Raw genomic sequence first — 15,600 nt, 5'->3', positions numbered from 1 at the left:
TTAGGTAGATAAAACTCAACTCTTTAGAGAAGCCATTGTTCGGCTTTTACCAATGGTTAGCTTTGCTGTACACTTTTTAGAAAAACTACTTTTTTAAAAAAATTAAACTAACCTATTGACTTTTATTAGCTGGTCTTATCGTTCACTAATCCTTCGGACATTCTTTATGATGATATCCACTGTACCATCGCCCTGAGGCAGCATTTCAAATTTCATTTTATCATCAAAATCTTCATAGCCTGCCTTAATTTCTATTCCCGTATCGGTTTTTATTACTCTTCGCTTCATTCTCTTTTCTACCCATGCCTTGTCTATATCGAACTGCTGATCCCTTAATCCATCCTGAGTCATCTGCTGGATAAAATTTTGTTGAAGGTCTACATCTTTACCGAATACATCAATTACAAACTTTTCTACGTCAATTTCTATATCATTTTTTAAAGCTGCGGCTACTTCCTCCCGTACTTCTTGTGCCTTTTGAATGTCATCCTTCAGGTTCTTTCTTGTCCATTTCTCTGCACTCTGCCGAAACAGCTTTGTTTTATCTCTACTGTCTACCAGAATTTCACAGTTTAAAAACTGATTAGAAAAAAACTGGGCTACCTCGCCTTCATCATCCCCGCGATAGGTCTGTTTATCCAATAGGATCAAATCAAAGTCTCCCCCTTCCTCTATTTCTCTAATAAAGGCACACTTTTGCAGGCGCTGTCCCATGTTTGGCAGTCCAATAGACTGAGGCATAATGGATATCTTTAATTTGTCATCTAAAAACTCCAGGTTATGTATGAAAGATTTTTTATAATCCATCTTTAAGATTCCAATATAGTTTTGCTCCTGGGCTTCATATAGGCAAACTACCAAATCAGCTGAAGATACCTGATTATTCTGCTTCATAGCTTTAAACAGCTGATTTGCGATAAGCTTTGATGCCTCCACAAACTGTTCTTCATTCTCAAAAATTAATTTACAGGCATCTTTTACAACAGTTGTGCCTGCTCTAAACTTTGCTTTTCTATTTTCTTCATCCTCTAAAGCTTTTACAATATGTTTTTCTAAAAACTCGTGAATATCTTCTATGATTTCTTGTTCATAATCAGTAAAAATAGGCGCATCCGCACTTTTATCTAAAACATGAATAATAGCCTTTCGCACAATCACCGCATCAATATTTCTCATGGTGGGTTCCCCTTCCTAGATATTGTAAGAAACATCAACATAAATTATACTATATATAAGGCTAGTTTCAAAATAGAACTATTTTTTTATTTTATTCTGCCGAAATATTAGATATGAGATCATATCATATTATTGGAGTGAAATTCAGATGAGTATAAAAGTAACCGATTTACATAAGCAAAATCCAGCCAGTCGTACTTTTTCTCGTGAAGCTGTAAAAACAGAAAGAGATTTTTCTGATAGCTTTGCTGTACGGTTTAAACAATTGAAAGGTGATTCAACTACTGAAAAGCTATCCCATCTGCTATCAGAGATCGATAAACAGAGAGAAAGATTAGATAAAAATATGTACCTGGGAGATCTTGTAAAATACAAAAAACTAGTGAAGGATTTCCTAGATGTGGCTGTTCGTAACTCCCATAAGTTTCAAAAGGAAAACTTTCTTGATCGACGTGGCCGTCATCGTGTTTTTTCTATTATCCGCCAGGTTGATGCAGAATTAGAAGATCTGACTCAAAACTTTCTACAGGAAGAAAAAGACCGAATACACATATTGCAAAAGCTTGATGACATCCGCGGCCTGTTATTAGATATATTTATGTAGAATTTAGCGTCCTTTGTGGCGCTTTTTTTCATTTTACAGCTAATATTTTTTTGGAAAAATGCCACAATAGTAAAAAGACTAAAACAGGGAGATGATCCTATGAGTGCATTTAGATGGCTGCTGCTGCTTTTTCTGTCTCTCATACAGAGTGTTATTGGTATTATTGTTGCACAAAGAAGAAAACTGCCCCCTTTGCTCGGCGGCATTATAGGTTTTTTGTTTATACCTATCTTTTTCAGGCTAATACCAGTGATAGCTGTTAAAATGTCAGACAGCAGGCCTAATAATAAATAATTATTCATTTATAATCAAAAGAAGAATGAAAAAATGCCTGTTACTCCTTCAGCATTTTCCATTCTTCTTTGATTGTCCAGGAAAATATAAATTAGCTAGAGCTTTATTTTCACCTTCACGCTTTATCCTTTTGATTTGAATATTAAGGCTGCGATGAAACCAAAAATAATCGCAGAAGAAATACCTGCACTGGTTACTTCAAAAATACCTGTTAGTACACCAACAAGACCATTACGCTTGGCCTCAGCCAATGCTCCCTTCACAAGGGCATTGCCAAAGCTTGTAATCGGTACAGAGGCTCCTCCACCTGCAAATTTAATGAGCGGTTCATATAAGCCAAGTCCTCCCAATATAGCTCCCGTTACAACCATAGTACTGGTAACATGCGCAGGGGTTAACTTAAAAACATCCAGCATAATTTGTCCAATAACACAGATTCCTCCTCCTACTACAAAGGCCCAGAAGAATTTCTCCATGATTTTTACACCTCTCTTTTACATTTCTATGGACACAGCATGAGCTATACAGGGTATACTTTCTTTTTGCTGATATGACATAGGTGACAACAAAGCACCTGTAGCTACAATTAAAATCCGTTTCAACTTACCCTCTCGCATTCGATTTAAAAAATGTCCGTAAGTAACTGTTGCAGAGCACGCACATCCACTGCCTCCTGCAATAACTGGCTGCTCCGGTTTATAAATCATTAATCCGCAGTCGGTGAGAATGTTATCTGGTATTATTAATCCATGCTCCGTTAGCAAATCTGATGCTATTCTATGCCCCACCTTGCCAAGGTCTCCGGTAGCAATCACATCGTAGTAAGTTGGGTCAATACTTAAATCCCTGAAATGCGCCTCAATAGTGTCTACAGCAGCCGGGGCCATAGCTGCTCCCATGTTGAATGGGTCTGAAATCCCCATATCAATGACCCGTCCGATAGTAGCCGATGTTACTCTAGGGCCATTCCCTTCTTGTCCAAGTAAAGCTGCTCCAGCACCTGTTACGGTCCATTGGGCTGTAGGAGGCTTTTGAGCCCCGTATTCCGTTGGATAGCGAAACTGCTTCTCTGCAGCCGCATTATGGCTGGATGCTGCTGCCAATACATAATTTGCTGATTTGCTATCTACGATCAAACTTCCCAAAGCTAGACCTTCCATGGAACTGGAGCAAGCACCAAAAATACCTAGATACGGCATCCCCAGGGTTCTGGCTGCAAAGCTGCTGGAAATGATTTGATTCATTAAATCTCCACTGAGAAAAAACTGTACATCTTCCTTTTTTATGCCCGCTTTATCCATAGCTTTTTGAGCAGCTTCTTCAAGAAGTACTTTTTCTGCCTTTTCGAAGCTGTCCTGCCCCAACCAGATGTCCTGATGCAGAATATCAAAATCTTCTGAGAGTGCACCTGCTGCCTCAAAGGGTCCTCCAACAGCAGCCGATGCCAAAATGACAGGCTTTGATTGAAAAATCCAAGTCTGATGACCTTTAAGCATTTATATCCCACCTAATCCTTGAATGATTAATTTTATGAGCGCTACAACAAATGCTGAAAAAACACCAAAAGTAATGACCGGTCCCGATATTTTAAACATATTCCCCCCAACCCCTAGTACATAGCCCTCACTTCGGTGTTCAATAGCTGCTGATGCCATGGTATTGGCAAAGCCTGTAACAGGAATAATGGTTCCGGCTCCAGCCCATTGAGCCATATGATCATATATTCCAAAACCTGTCAATAATACGGAAATAATAATCATAACTGCAACTGTGGGATTGCTTGCAGTCACTTCTGTAAAGTCAAAATAGGTAGTAAACATCCATTGTACCCCTTGCCCAATTGTACAAATTGTTCCTCCAGCGATAAATGCCTTTATACAATTATATAGCACAGAGCGCTTTGGCTCTCTTGCTTTTGCAAAAGCTTGATACTGTTGTTGTGTTGGTGTAAGCTTTTTTTTCATTTTGTTTGACATTTTTCCACCTTCTATCGTAGTAAATATGGTTCAAGCTTTTTTAGAATTTCATCTAATTTTTTTGCGTTTTGCTCATACATATTTTTAGTCTGTTGATCTTTTGTTTCAAGGGAATAACCAAGAAGATCAGAATGACTCTTTTCTAAATTTGCATAGAGCAGCTCTTTTACTGTTGGTTGAGGAAGCTGAATCATATCATCAAAAGTGTCTATATATAATTCACCAGAAGAATCAACTTGACCAATAAATACGTTTTCTAATGCAATACCTGCTGTTTCCAATTGCTGCTGAAGCCATTTTTCGTTAAGAGCTAAGTTCTTTAGACCTTCATGGATGACATTTCCGTCCAATATAATGGTTTGTGGTTCACTCTTAGGAGCAACTTTCTGACCCATGGCCTTTGATGTAATGGGTAACTTATCAGATTTTAATAATACATTTATTTCCCCATTTGCCTCCATAATGGCAAATTCTACATCAGCCATAAAAAAAGCATTCTTTGACCTAAGTTCACTCAGTAATTCTTCCCCAGTCATCCTTGCCTGCTTTAATTGATCTTCCATAACTTTTCCCTGCTTAATTACTACTTTGCCTTTTCCATATACTAAATCATGAACATATTTACTTTTTAACGATAAATATTCAAGTGCTAATGGTAGTAATATCCACACAGCTAATACCAACAAGCCTAAAGAAATATTTTTTATTACATTTGCAGAAAGCAGCGCTGTCACAATAGCTATTATGATATAGCTGATTAGACGAAAAGAGGAAATCTTTGATATTGCATTATTTCCAAGGATCTTTATAGCCGCAAAAATAACAATAAATAGCCCAACTGTCCTTAACAATACTTCTATCCATTCTTTCATAGATTCCCCTCGCTTAATTTCCTTTATATCGTGGTTCCTGAAATTCTATCGCTTTTAATCTTTCTTCTAGATTCTTAATAATTTCATTTGTTGTGTCTAAAGCTTCTTCATATACATTTCTTGTTTCTTGATCTTGTGTCTGGACTGCGTAGATGCGAAGTGTACTATGGCAATTCTTTAAACCAGCTAAAGTTTGCTTTACTTGAGAACTAACTGTCATCTAATCAACCTCCTTATGAATTGTTCTTTACCATGTAAAGCTAATATTATTTTTCCAAGTATAAACAGAATTATTTCATATAAAACAATTGGCTGACTTACCATTTTTTCTCTATTAACATGATTATGCCCGGAAGCTCATTATCAATAATAAAAAGGACATGAACATCCATATGAATGTGTTCATGTCCTTTTTATTATTGATAGGTTTAAATAAATTTCATTTGATAGATGATCTTGTCATTCTCAACCGATCGCCCAATTACCTGATAAAGTAGTCCAAAGCAACTATAAATATCCCCTTCCTCCGCTTCTTGCGGCAACCGAATATCCTCTGCAGGAATCGGTTCCATACTAAAAAAGGAGTAAAAAGCTTTCACCCTGCATTCACCTCGCTTTATAGCTGTTCATCAATACTTTTTCGATATAAGCAGGGTATTTCCTACTGCTTATTTAAAAAATCGTTCCCCTTTATTCCCCATTTTTGTTAAGAGAATCTATAATCTATGTCTAAATAAAAACGATACTGTGGCTTTATGTCTAAAAAAATCGAAAATCTGTTTATATTGTAACACACTTTTTAATATGCCGCTTCTAAAAGTTTATAAACATCTTGAGCAGAAACCTTTTTGGGGTTATTGTATACCGATCTTCCTTCAAAGGTTAACTCCACCAGTCTAGCGAAATCCTTTCTTTCCACACCGATCTCTCTTAATCTCTCTGGAATACCTATACGATTGTTAAGTTCCCTTATTTTATCAATCACGATATCTGCTTTATGATAGGTGGATAAATGATCATCTCTTTCATCTAAAAACAGGTATAAATCAGAAATTTTATTAAAAGCAATGTCCTTATTATACTCTAGTACATAGGGCAACAATACCGCATTGGATACGCCATGGGTTACAGGATAAAGACTGCCAAGTGCAGGGCTGATACCGTGACACAGGCCTAAGCCAGCATTTCCAAAAGAAACTCCAGCGATTAGACTGCCTAAAGTCATGTTTTTTCTCGCCTCAATATCCAGACTATTTTTTACTGCTCTTTCCAGACTATTGAATATCAATCCTACTGCTTTGTAAGATAATGCTTCTGTAAGTGGATTGGCTTTTATTGATAAATAGGACTCCAGCCCGTGGGTGAAGGCGTCCATTCCTGCCTCAGCCGTTACCTTTGGCGGAGCCGTTAAGGTTAAATCCGGATCAAGGATTGCGAGTTTTGCAAACATATTATCTGCATAAATGCTCTGCTTTAATCCATTCTCCAAGTTTTTGATAACCGCATTCCGTGTTACTTCACTGGCAGTCCCCGATGTGGTCGGAACAGCTATAAATGGCAAACCATCCTTAAGCATTAAGCTTTGGCTCGCCTTTGCCCCAAAATAATTCTGGGCAGAGCCTCCATGTACAGCTATCATGGCCATTGTCTTAGCCACATCCAGTGCACTTCCGCCTCCTAACCCTATAACCATATCACAGCCTTCTTCTTTGAGGAACGTGACTCCCCGATCTACTGCTATCACATCGGGCTCACCCACAACTTGGTCATATACTACAGCTGATATATTTTCTGTTTCCAGACTTTCTAATAAACGATCCAGGGCGCTCGACTTTTTAGCTGAATTCTTTCCCGTCACAATAACAGCTCTAGTGCCTAAGCTTTTGCACAGGTTACCAGTCTCTTTGATTTTTCCCTGTCCGAAAACAATTTTAACAGGAACTAAGAATTGGAACTCCATGATTAATCCCCCTAATAAGTTTTCAATTTTATTCCATTTTATCACATATTAGCAATTATTACTATTTTCGGAAAGTATTCATTTCAACCTTTATGACAATAAAAAAACTATCCTCAAATTTCCTGAGGATAGTTTTTTCCCACTTACTTAATGTTAAGTTTATTGCGCAGCTTTTCAAGCATATCTTGTGTCATTGCTCCAAGATCATATTTTGGCTTCCATCCCCATTCTTCTCTTGCAGCCTGATCATCTAAGGAATTAGGCCATGAATCTGCAATTTTCTGACGTATAGGGTCTACTTGATAGTCCATAGTAAATCCGGGTATATGTTTTTTAATTTCTTCTCCTATTTCTTTTGGGGAGAAACTCATTGCAGTTACATTGAAGGCATTTCTATGTCTTAGCCTTGAAGGATCTGCCTCAGCCAATTGTATAATTGCCTGCAAGGCATCAGGCATATACATCATATCCATATACGTATCTTCCTTCAAATAGCAGGTATATTTTCCATTCTTTAAAGCCTCATAATAAATATGTACAGCATAATCCGTTGTTCCACCGCCGGGTAATGTTTCATAGGAGATCAATCCAGGGAATCGGACGCCTCTAGTATCTACTCCAAATTTTTCATAATAGTAATCACAAAGCAGTTCACCAGATACTTTTGTAACACCATACATCGTATTAGGACGCTGGAGTGTATCCTGAGGCGTTTGATCCTTGGGTGTAGAAGGGCCAAACGCTGCAATCGAGCTAGGTGTAAATACCGATAGATTTTTCTCTCTGGCCACCTCTAGTACATGGAACAATCCTTCCACGTTTATTTTCCATGCCAGGGCAGGGTTGGCCTCTCCCACCGCCGAAAGAATCGCCGCTAAATGGATTACTGTATCTACATTATGCTTATTCACTGCATCAGCAATTTGCTGGGGCTCAAGAACATCTACCAGCTCAAAAGGGCCTGATTCCATAACCTTCGGGTTATCTTCTACACTTCTGCTGCTAGCAATGATATTTTTATCACCATATATTTTTCTCATCTCTAGAACCAGTTCTGAACCAATCTGTCCTAATGCACCTGTTACAAGAACTTTTTTCATGTTTTCACTCCTCGTTTATATATTATTACTATATATTTATTCTACCCAATATAAGTTTAAAATGTAGCTTCAATTTATACAATATAATTATTAAAAAATTTTTATGGATAAGCAATTTTTTTTATAGTATTTGATTAAAAATGAAACCATTTTAACAAGAAAACAATACTATAAAGCAAACTCATAGTATTCTTTATGAAAATGAGGGATTAACATGCTAAGTTTGACAGATATCATGATGCGTTTAGGCCTATCCTGCCTGCTAGGAGGTCTCATCGGCATGGAGCGTGAAAGCATTAATCGTCCTGCAGGCTTTAGAACCCATATATTAGTATGTATTGGTTCTACGCTAATTATGTTATCCGGTATTTTTTTATTCTATGAATTTATAGATTATACGAATATGGACCCTGCCCGTCTTGGTGCACAGGTAGTCAGCGGTATTGGATTTTTGGGTGCAGGAACAATCATAAGAGACGGTTCCTCGGTAAAAGGATTAACCACAGCCGCAAGCCTTTGGGCTGTTGCAGGGATTGGCATTGCAACAGGGGCCGGATTCTATATTGGTGCAATTGCTGCAACCGGCTTCATACTTATGATCCTAATCATATTCTCTAAATTTGAAAGATATCTGAACAAAAAAAACAATGGCGCAATTATCCGGGTTACAATAATCAACAGACCAGGACAGCTTGGAAAAATCACAACAGAGCTGGGCAATCATAATGTCTCAATAACAAATATTTCGATGAATCCTGCCGACGAACAGCATGTTATCGTTGAGCTAACTTTAATTTTACCTAGACGTCTTTCAAAGGTTGATCTGATGGATCATCTCTCGGAGCTGGATACCGTTCAATCTGTGGAAATCCTTCACTAGAGTTTAGTTTTTTTATTAGAAGGATTTTTCCCTCCTATCAAGAATTAGTGAATATTATAGCTGGAGTCTTGTTATTGATACGGATTTGAATAAAATGATTTAGTTTGCATCATGATCTTTATTTAGGAGGAATTAAATTGTTCTCAAACAGACTCAAAAAAAAGTTAAAGGCTGGTAGGACAGCCTTTGGTACCTTCGTAGTGATAAATTCTCCTGACATTATTGAAATTGCTGGATTGTCTGGATTCGACTTTGTAATTATCGATACAGAACACGGACCATTATCAGTAGAATCAACGCAGCATCTTATTCGCGCAGCGGAGCTTCATGATATGACGCCAATCGTAAGAGTTTCCGATGCCGCCCCTACTACGATTCTACGAACTCTAGATGTTGGCGCCCATGGAATACAGGTTCCACAAATCAACGACCGGGAATCAGCCGCAGCAGTAATTAATGGGGCAAAGTATTTTCCTATAGGCAACCGCGGTATTGCTATGCCTCGATCTGCCCGCTACGGAACGATTGATCCTCTTACATATTTCGAAAAATCAAATGAAGAAACAATGGTGATTGTGCATTGTGAAAATAGACAAGGACTTGCAAACTTAGAGGCCATTGCTGCTGTACCTGAAGTAGATGTTATTTTTCTAGGCCCCTTTGATATGTCCCAATCCCTTGGTATTCCCGGGCAAGTATATCACCCTTTAATGGACGAAGTGGTTGAAAAAGTAATTCAGGTCACTACTGATGCAGGAAAAGTTCCAGGTATTTTTGTTACTGATGGACAACAGGCACAGCGAAGAGCGGCACAAGGTTTTAAGTACATTGCCATCGGTATGGACACCACACTGCTGGCAAAAATCTATAAGACTGAAATAAGCAAACTGTCTGAGAGTGTTTAACATGATGTGGAATAACTCCATGCTTATCGTCGTTTCATATTGACAACCTCTTCAAAATGTTGTTTTGGATAACTCACACTCACTAAAGTTGTCTGCTGAAATGCTTTCGCGCTATTAACCTTTTTTACAAGACCCTCACATATTTCCTGCCCCTGACGATTTACCAATATCACAGTATCTCCAGGCTCCGGCAAAGGTATATATTCATAGGGAAAAGTAACTAGGGCTTCATCCTGTGAATAAGTATAATCCTTAATGTATATGGCTAGCCCGGGACAGGCTGCAACACAGATTCCGCAACCGGAACATCGATTAAAATCGATCCGAGGCAGATTAGTAATTGGCTTGCCAATACTTATAGAGCCCTTTGGACAAGAGGTCTCACAGGGATTGCAAGGTATTTCTTCAATGCACTCTATTACTGCAATGGGTCCTATCTGATAGTCTTCTGCCCTGGGAAAAGCAGGAGACTTTTTCAATTCCTCTAAAGATGGAGCACCTGTGGTTTTCAATGCACCTTGTATCATCCAATTACCTTCTTTCCGACCGATATCATTCTTTCTTTAGCCGTTTTTCTCTTTTGCCCAAAGTATCCGCATCTGAGAGCATCTAACCGGTCCCATACGATTGCTGACAATTGTTCTTTCTCTTTTTGACTATAAAAACCTAGTGAAGCTGCAGCATTAATTCCTGCTAACATGCCCTCTTCCATGGCTGTACTGGCTTCCTCGATCCCTGTAATATCTCCAGCCACATAAATACCTGCAGCAGTGGTCTCCATATACCGGTTATGAATAGGCAAATGGCCTCCTAACTCCGGAATATAATGAAATTGACATCCGGCAATCCAAGCCAATTCTGTCAACGGGGATAAACCTGCTGCCAGACAAATCGTGTCTGCTTCCAAAACCTTTTTTGTGCCATTTATTGGTCTCCACTGCTGGTCTAGTGCAACAATTTCAACAGCCTCAACTTTTTCTTTTCCAATAACTTTAGAAATTGAATGGGAAGTATAAAAGGGCACCCCAGCTCTGCGTACTTTCGCTGTATGTACACCGTAACCGCCTAAAGTCGGTGATGCTTCAACAATTGCACTGACGTCGGCCCCTGCTTGCATTAACTGATAGGACACTATCACTCCTACGTTTCCGGATCCTAGCATCACAACTCTTTTCCCAGGCAATACTCTGTGAATATTAATCATGGTTTGTGCTGCTCCCGCACCCATAACTCCCGGAAGGGTCCAACCGGGAAAAGCAACTGCATTCTCTATGGCTCCGGTTGCAAGGATAATTCTTTCCGCTGCGATATGTACTGCATCCTTCCCATTTCGAACTGCCCAAATGTTTTTCTCTTTGTCTATCCCACATACCTCTGTGTTTAGCCATACATCAATGTTAAGCACTTCTGCTTCTTTTAAAAGCTCCACTCCAATTTCATAGCCCCGGGTGCCCGCCTTATGTTCTTTAGATCCGAAAAATTTATGTATCTGTTTGAACAATTGTCCCCCAGGCTTTAGATTTTCATCTAAGACTAGTACTTTTGCCCCGGCTTTCGCCGCTTCTATAGCAGCACAGAGGCCGGCAGGACCAGCTCCAATAATGACAACAGAAGCCTTATGCATGGTCATCCCCCCTTTTCCATACGCCTGTTCCATGTTGCGTCTCTATTCTCATCCCATCCTGTACAGGTGTTATGCAGGTCCTTACATTAGGGACACCATTGACGATCATGATGCAGTCTGTACATCTGCCGATTCCACAGTATATTCCTCTAGGTCCTTTATGTTTTGTATATCGAAAAGTCTGGATGCCGTTAGCAATCAGTGCTGCTGCGATCATCTCCCCTTCCAAGGCACTATAGGGTTTTCCATCGACGATAATTTCTATCTCCTTCGATGATTTCATTTCACCTAGAATGGGATGTTCTGCGATTCTTCCCATGCTTATCATTCCTTTCTGATTAAACTAGGTTGAGCTCTCTAAGCGTCCTTTGAATTTCAGCCTTTACCGATGGCTGCGCAGCTGTTAATGGCAGCCTGGGATCGCCCACCTTCATGCCGATCATATTTAGTGCTGCTTTTACTGGGATCGGATTTGTCGTAATAAACAGGTTATGGAATATATTGAGCAGTCTTAGGTGCATTTCAGCTGCTTCGCCAATAGCACCATTTAAATATGCCTCGATCATAGCTTTCATTTCTTTTCCCACCACCTGAGCAGCAACGCTGACGACTCCATAAGCGCCTACTGAAAGACTTGGCAGAGTAAGTACATCATCGCCAGTAAAGATCAAAAATTCATCATCGGTTTTTTGTATCATTTCAGATAACTGGGCTATATTTCCACTGGCTTCTTTTAATGCCACGATATTTTCAATTTTCGAGAGCTTTCCCAATGTTTCCGGAAGCATATTGGTTCCGGTTCTTCCCGGAACATTGTACAACATTAGAGGAGCTTCCACTGCTTTTGCAACAGCTTCAAAATGGGCGTACAGTGATTCCTGGTTTGGCTTGTTATAATAAGGTACTACTACCAGTAAACCATCCACGCCGCAGCGCAAGGCCTTTTTACAATTTTCTATTGTAGCAGCTGTAGAATTCGTTCCAACACCTGCTATAATGGGTACCTCTACTTTCTCCTTCAGAGTTTTAAATAGCATTATTTTCTCTTCATCAAGCAAGGTTGGAGATTCCCCGGTAGTTCCTGCCACAACCAAAGCAGTTGTTCCTTCCGAGACAAGTTTTTGTGCCAGCTTCACAGCCTTTGTATAATCCACTTCCATATGGTCGTCAAAGGGTGTTACCATAGCTGTAATCAAACGCCCCCATGCTTTCATTCCGCTTCCCCCTTCAATCTTTTAGATAACATAATGCATGCTCATATAAATCTATTCTGCCGAACTCGGTTCCCTGCACAACAATTCCATTTTTATGGGTCTGACAGGCTGTCTATAGGTTGAAGGCTTTACATTCTCTAATTGGATATTCATTTTCTCTGCCAGAATTCTTTCTACTAATCTTCGGCAGGTTCTTCCCTGGCATAACCCCATACCTGCTCTCGTCCACCTTTTTATCTCATTTACTGTTGTAGCACCTTCAAAAATTGCCTTTTCTATCTCCTCTTTCGTTATCTCCTCACATCTGCAAATAATCTCATCCTTCATTGTTCAGCCCCCTCAAATTCCTCTTCATAGATATGATCATTATATTCATCCCAATACACAGTCACGTCATGAATTAGATTTTCCATATGCTGCATCATAGCCTTTTCAGCTGCCTCTTCGTCGTGCATCCGAATGGCGTTGAATATATCTCTGTGGGATATCATATAAGGTGATTTCACTTGAGCTCTTATTTTTTCAAACAGTCTAGACTGCTGACCATAGGTTGAAATGATAGAGTACAAGGAATCAAGTACAGCATTTCTAGAGGCCTTTGCAATAGCCTTATGAAAGCTTATATCATCCTCGGCAATGCTCTGCTTATTCCTATATCGTTCCTCCTGCCTCAGCAATATCCCATCTATCTGTTGAATTTCCTGTTCGGTGATATTTTGCGCCGCAAGCCGCGCGGTTTCTCTTTCAATAGCTTTTCTAGCCTGCAACACCATAATATAGTCTTCCAGCACCTTTGTACTGATCATTTTGTCCAGTTCACTCTTATGATAGTTTATTTTTTCTATAGTACGGGCTTTTTCTAATGCCTCGATACCCTGCTTGGTAATGATTCTCCCTTTAAATCTCTCTTTTTCTACATAGCCTAACTTCTCCAGATGATTCAATATCCTTCCTATAGTCGCTGAACTAATATTGATTTGCCGCTCTTCCAGCTTCTCAACCAAATACCAAGATCCTATTGGACCTTGAGATGATGCAATACACTCTAGCACGATAATTTCTTTTTCATCTAATATTTGTTTCATTTTTTTCTCCTCCAAACTAGTCTTTTGCATCTATACCTATCCATATTAACCTTTTAATGGGATATGACAGGCAAGATCATACCCTTTAATCATGCCTGTCATATCATATTTTTGCAACACCTAAACAGCCTGCTTTTCACCGCTTGAACCTTTGGTCATACTGGATACCAGTATAATTAATACAGCCGAAATCGCTAGGGCGATCAATACTCTATTCGGTCCTAGTGCAGTAACTTGTGTTAAAACAGAACCTACTACAATACCAACTCTTGCACCCCAAGGTGTAACTTTACTGTTCTTTTTACCCATTTCAAATTCTTCGTTAGGCCGCTCTTTCCACAATAACCCCACCAGCAATAATGGTACTAAACCTCCTCCTGCCATGGCATAAGCCTTAGAAAAGAGTCCTAATATAGAACTGGCATAGATAGCTGCTAATCCTGCAAATAAACCAATCACCACGGTTAAAACTTTTGCATATTTTACCAGTTCTGCATCCGATGCATCTTCCTTGAAAGGCTTAATAAGGTCGTTTACTACTAGTATAGAAGCGGAGTTGAGGTTAGAGTCTGCAGAAGACATACCAGCTGCCAATATTAATGCAAAAATTATTGCAGAAATTCCTGTTGGTACGTAGTTCATCATAAACCAAGGCATGGCATCGTCTGGCTTCAGTTCCTGATTCAATGTCAAAATTACCATACCAACCAATGCAGTTAACATAACCATAATAATGGCAATAATTCCACTGTATAATAATCCATTTCTAGCTGTCCTACTGTCCTTCGCAGAGAAACATCTTTGCCAGTAAATCTGGGCCACGAGTATTCCCACACATCCTGTTACAAATTTTGTTAGAAGTTCTATACTGTTTGTATTGCCAAATGTCCACAATTCTGCTTTGCCAACCTCAGCTAAACGGGTACCCAGTTCAGCCATACTCCAGCTTACAGGTGAGAAGGCATAAATGTAGAATGCAGTTCCAAAAATAACAACTAAGATACCCTGAAGCAAATCAGTCCATACTACAGAATAAATGCCGCCTAATGTGGTATATAAAATAAAAACTGCTGTAAACATTAAAATTATGGGAATCGGATCAGCACCGGTTGCAATGTTGAAAATATTACCAAAGGCTTTTCCCTGTCCGCCTACCCAAGCAATCATAATCATAGATGCCAATAAGCCTGCAAGTGCTCTTGTAACTTTATCTCTTGTAATTAAATCATCGATCATCTCCGGGAAGGTATTATAAGTAAATCTACCTGCTAAACCCGCAAAGAATAAAGCAAAAATAATTTTTGATCCCTGCTCTCCAAGAATAAATGCCATCCAAGGTAATCCTACCTTATATCCGCTGCCAGCATGACCTACGAAATTGCCAACACCCATGATTGTAGCGAACTGGGTAAAGAAGATTAGATACATTGGGAAGGACTTTCCACCGATAGCATAGTTTGAAAAGCTCGATTGCGCGTCATCTTTAAATTTCCAGGAAATATAAAGAAATGCGCCACACATAAGAATTGTGATGATCCATAACGATGCTCCTAAACTCATTCAAAATCCCCCTTTTTTATTTATTATATAGCTCGTTGCAGAACTCTACAACTCGCACAAATACTGCATTTTAATCTATTGAAATGGCTAAGTTTCCCCCGTTTTGGGTATATATACATTGTGAAATTGTACATAACTCAAAACTTACAAGAAAGGAGAAACTTATGCCAATTTCAGCGAAACAATTAAATCTTTGTGATATCTCATCTGAATTTGATAAGTTCTTTCATCAGGATCAAAATAATCTACTTTCTCTATTAAAGCAACATATTGATATTACTCCGTTTATCCCTTTTTCTTTTTATCAAAAGTATTATTCTTCACTAGGTACCAATCGAGACTATTCTCTT

The 15,600-nt window shown here is 39.1% G+C and carries 20 protein-coding genes and 1 pseudogene; 5 read left to right on the top strand and 16 right to left on the bottom strand.

Going from position 1 to position 15,600, the window contains the following annotated elements; genetic code table 11:
- Positions 1-135: 135 nt before the first annotated feature.
- Positions 136-1,176: a nucleoid-associated protein gene (locus tag BUB56_RS17825; protein ID WP_110942614.1), complete on the bottom strand. Its 1,041-nt coding sequence runs from the start codon at positions 1,174-1,176 to the stop codon at positions 136-138.
- A gap of 148 nt (positions 1,177-1,324) precedes the next feature.
- Here BUB56_RS17825 and BUB56_RS17820 point away from each other — a divergent pair, with 148 nt between their 5' ends.
- Both BUB56_RS17820 and BUB56_RS17815 read left to right on the top strand, forming a co-directional pair.
- A complete protein-coding gene (locus BUB56_RS17820; RefSeq protein WP_110942613.1) occupies positions 1,325-1,780 on the top strand; it encodes a YaaR family protein in 456 nt (151 codons plus the stop codon).
- Between the two features lie 99 nt (positions 1,781-1,879).
- Entirely contained in the window at positions 1,880-2,074 is a 195-nt protein-coding gene (locus BUB56_RS17815; RefSeq protein WP_110942612.1) for a hypothetical protein, read from the top strand.
- A gap of 122 nt (positions 2,075-2,196) precedes the next feature.
- Here BUB56_RS17815 and spoVAE read toward each other — a convergent pair whose 3' ends face one another.
- From spoVAE to BUB56_RS17780, 8 genes are all read right to left on the bottom strand, one after another.
- Positions 2,197-2,550 (bottom strand): stage V sporulation protein AE, encoded by a 354-nt coding sequence (gene spoVAE, locus BUB56_RS17810; protein WP_110942611.1) that lies wholly within the window; start codon positions 2,548-2,550, stop codon positions 2,197-2,199.
- Between the two features lie 18 nt (positions 2,551-2,568).
- Complete coding sequence (gene spoVAD / locus BUB56_RS17805; protein WP_110942610.1) at positions 2,569-3,570, bottom strand: stage V sporulation protein AD; 1,002 nt, start codon at positions 3,568-3,570, stop codon at positions 2,569-2,571.
- Positions 3,571-4,050: a stage V sporulation protein AC gene (gene spoVAC, locus BUB56_RS17800; protein ID WP_110942609.1), complete on the bottom strand. Its 480-nt coding sequence runs from the start codon at positions 4,048-4,050 to the stop codon at positions 3,571-3,573.
- Between the two features lie 11 nt (positions 4,051-4,061).
- Entirely contained in the window at positions 4,062-4,922 is an 861-nt protein-coding gene (locus BUB56_RS17795; RefSeq protein WP_110942608.1) for a DUF421 domain-containing protein, read from the bottom strand.
- 13 nt (positions 4,923-4,935) lie between these two features.
- Positions 4,936-5,142: a DUF1657 domain-containing protein gene (locus tag BUB56_RS17790; protein WP_110942607.1), complete on the bottom strand. Its 207-nt coding sequence runs from the start codon at positions 5,140-5,142 to the stop codon at positions 4,936-4,938.
- Between the two features lie 208 nt (positions 5,143-5,350).
- Positions 5,351-5,521 carry a hypothetical protein gene (locus BUB56_RS19580; RefSeq protein ID WP_190014718.1) on the bottom strand — a complete coding sequence of 57 codons (171 nt, stop codon included), beginning with the start codon at positions 5,519-5,521 and terminating at the stop codon, positions 5,351-5,353.
- A gap of 200 nt (positions 5,522-5,721) precedes the next feature.
- On the bottom strand, positions 5,722-6,882 hold the full coding sequence (locus BUB56_RS17785) for an iron-containing alcohol dehydrogenase family protein (RefSeq protein ID WP_110942606.1): 1,161 nt from the start codon (positions 6,880-6,882) through the stop codon (positions 5,722-5,724).
- Between the two features lie 143 nt (positions 6,883-7,025).
- Entirely contained in the window at positions 7,026-7,982 is a 957-nt protein-coding gene (locus BUB56_RS17780) for an L-threonine 3-dehydrogenase (RefSeq protein ID WP_110942605.1), read from the bottom strand.
- Positions 7,983-8,196: 214 nt separating this feature from the next.
- On the opposite strand from BUB56_RS17780, the gene BUB56_RS17775 reads away from it, so the two are divergent.
- Both BUB56_RS17775 and BUB56_RS17770 read left to right on the top strand, forming a co-directional pair.
- Positions 8,197-8,862, top strand: a complete 666-nt coding sequence (locus tag BUB56_RS17775) for an MgtC/SapB family protein (RefSeq protein ID WP_110942604.1) — start codon at positions 8,197-8,199, stop codon at positions 8,860-8,862.
- Positions 8,863-8,999: 137 nt separating this feature from the next.
- Positions 9,000-9,767, top strand: coding sequence for an HpcH/HpaI aldolase family protein (locus BUB56_RS17770; protein WP_110942603.1), 768 nt, complete (start codon positions 9,000-9,002; stop codon positions 9,765-9,767).
- A gap of 23 nt (positions 9,768-9,790) precedes the next feature.
- Here the strand turns inward: BUB56_RS17770 and BUB56_RS17765 are convergent, their stop codons facing one another.
- From BUB56_RS17765 to BUB56_RS17735, 7 genes are all read right to left on the bottom strand, one after another.
- Positions 9,791-10,294 carry an NADH-quinone oxidoreductase subunit I gene (locus BUB56_RS17765; RefSeq protein WP_110942602.1) on the bottom strand — a complete coding sequence of 168 codons (504 nt, stop codon included), beginning with the start codon at positions 10,292-10,294 and terminating at the stop codon, positions 9,791-9,793.
- On the bottom strand, positions 10,291-11,391 hold the full coding sequence (locus BUB56_RS17760; protein WP_207650464.1) for an NAD(P)/FAD-dependent oxidoreductase: 1,101 nt from the start codon (positions 11,389-11,391) through the stop codon (positions 10,291-10,293). The genes BUB56_RS17765 and BUB56_RS17760 overlap by 4 nt, the downstream gene beginning before the upstream one ends.
- Positions 11,384-11,710 carry a (2Fe-2S)-binding protein gene (locus BUB56_RS17755; RefSeq protein WP_110942600.1) on the bottom strand — a complete coding sequence of 109 codons (327 nt, stop codon included), beginning with the start codon at positions 11,708-11,710 and terminating at the stop codon, positions 11,384-11,386. The genes BUB56_RS17760 and BUB56_RS17755 overlap by 8 nt, the downstream gene beginning before the upstream one ends.
- A 19-nt stretch (positions 11,711-11,729) precedes the next feature.
- Positions 11,730-12,605 (bottom strand): 4-hydroxy-tetrahydrodipicolinate synthase, encoded by an 876-nt coding sequence (gene dapA, locus BUB56_RS17750; protein ID WP_110942599.1) that lies wholly within the window; start codon positions 12,603-12,605, stop codon positions 11,730-11,732.
- 51 nt (positions 12,606-12,656) lie between these two features.
- Positions 12,657-12,932 carry a (2Fe-2S)-binding protein gene (locus BUB56_RS17745; RefSeq protein WP_110942598.1) on the bottom strand — a complete coding sequence of 92 codons (276 nt, stop codon included), beginning with the start codon at positions 12,930-12,932 and terminating at the stop codon, positions 12,657-12,659.
- Positions 12,929-13,690: an FCD domain-containing protein gene (locus tag BUB56_RS17740; RefSeq protein WP_190014716.1), complete on the bottom strand. Its 762-nt coding sequence runs from the start codon at positions 13,688-13,690 to the stop codon at positions 12,929-12,931. Before BUB56_RS17740 ends, BUB56_RS17745 begins: the two co-directional genes overlap by 4 nt.
- Before the next feature lie 120 nt (positions 13,691-13,810).
- A complete protein-coding gene (locus BUB56_RS17735; RefSeq protein WP_110942596.1) occupies positions 13,811-15,250 on the bottom strand; it encodes a sodium:solute symporter family protein in 1,440 nt (479 codons plus the stop codon).
- A gap of 164 nt (positions 15,251-15,414) precedes the next feature.
- Between BUB56_RS17735 and BUB56_RS19715 the strand changes: the two are divergent.
- Positions 15,415-15,600: pseudogene (locus BUB56_RS19715) on the top strand (ISNCY family transposase); the annotation flags it as partial.

Origin of the sequence: Geosporobacter subterraneus DSM 17957 (assembly GCF_900142145.1) — a bacterium.
Taxonomy (GTDB): Bacteria; Bacillota; Clostridia; order Peptostreptococcales; family Thermotaleaceae; genus Geosporobacter; species Geosporobacter subterraneus.
Note: the sequence above shows the minus strand (reverse complement) of the source record. Positions and strands in the feature narration are given on the sequence as shown.

Coding starts and splice junctions, on each gene's coding strand:
- dapA (WP_110942599.1), bottom strand. CDS start 12,605: ATGAAAGCATGGGGGCGTTTGATTACAGCTATGGTAACACCCTTTGAC.
- BUB56_RS17790 (WP_110942607.1), bottom strand. CDS start 5,142: ATGACAGTTAGTTCTCAAGTAAAGCAAACTTTAGCTGGTTTAAAGAAT.
- BUB56_RS17780 (WP_110942605.1), bottom strand. CDS start 7,982: ATGAAAAAAGTTCTTGTAACAGGTGCATTAGGACAGATTGGTTCAGAA.
- BUB56_RS17740 (WP_190014716.1), bottom strand. CDS start 13,690: ATGAAACAAATATTAGATGAAAAAGAAATTATCGTGCTAGAGTGTATT.
- spoVAD (WP_110942610.1), bottom strand. CDS start 3,570: ATGCTTAAAGGTCATCAGACTTGGATTTTTCAATCAAAGCCTGTCATT.
- BUB56_RS17815 (WP_110942612.1), top strand. CDS start 1,880: ATGAGTGCATTTAGATGGCTGCTGCTGCTTTTTCTGTCTCTCATACAG.
- BUB56_RS17755 (WP_110942600.1), bottom strand. CDS start 11,710: ATGGGAAGAATCGCAGAACATCCCATTCTAGGTGAAATGAAATCATCG.
- BUB56_RS17785 (WP_110942606.1), bottom strand. CDS start 6,882: ATGGAGTTCCAATTCTTAGTTCCTGTTAAAATTGTTTTCGGACAGGGA.
- spoVAC (WP_110942609.1), bottom strand. CDS start 4,050: ATGTCAAACAAAATGAAAAAAAAGCTTACACCAACACAACAACAGTAT.
- BUB56_RS17760 (WP_207650464.1), bottom strand. CDS start 11,391: ATGCATAAGGCTTCTGTTGTCATTATTGGAGCTGGTCCTGCCGGCCTC.
- BUB56_RS17775 (WP_110942604.1), top strand. CDS start 8,197: ATGCTAAGTTTGACAGATATCATGATGCGTTTAGGCCTATCCTGCCTG.
- BUB56_RS17795 (WP_110942608.1), bottom strand. CDS start 4,922: ATGAAAGAATGGATAGAAGTATTGTTAAGGACAGTTGGGCTATTTATT.
- BUB56_RS17825 (WP_110942614.1), bottom strand. CDS start 1,176: ATGAGAAATATTGATGCGGTGATTGTGCGAAAGGCTATTATTCATGTT.
- BUB56_RS17735 (WP_110942596.1), bottom strand. CDS start 15,250: ATGAGTTTAGGAGCATCGTTATGGATCATCACAATTCTTATGTGTGGC.
- BUB56_RS17765 (WP_110942602.1), bottom strand. CDS start 10,294: ATGATACAAGGTGCATTGAAAACCACAGGTGCTCCATCTTTAGAGGAA.
- BUB56_RS17745 (WP_110942598.1), bottom strand. CDS start 12,932: ATGAAGGATGAGATTATTTGCAGATGTGAGGAGATAACGAAAGAGGAG.
- BUB56_RS17820 (WP_110942613.1), top strand. CDS start 1,325: ATGAGTATAAAAGTAACCGATTTACATAAGCAAAATCCAGCCAGTCGT.
- spoVAE (WP_110942611.1), bottom strand. CDS start 2,550: ATGGAGAAATTCTTCTGGGCCTTTGTAGTAGGAGGAGGAATCTGTGTT.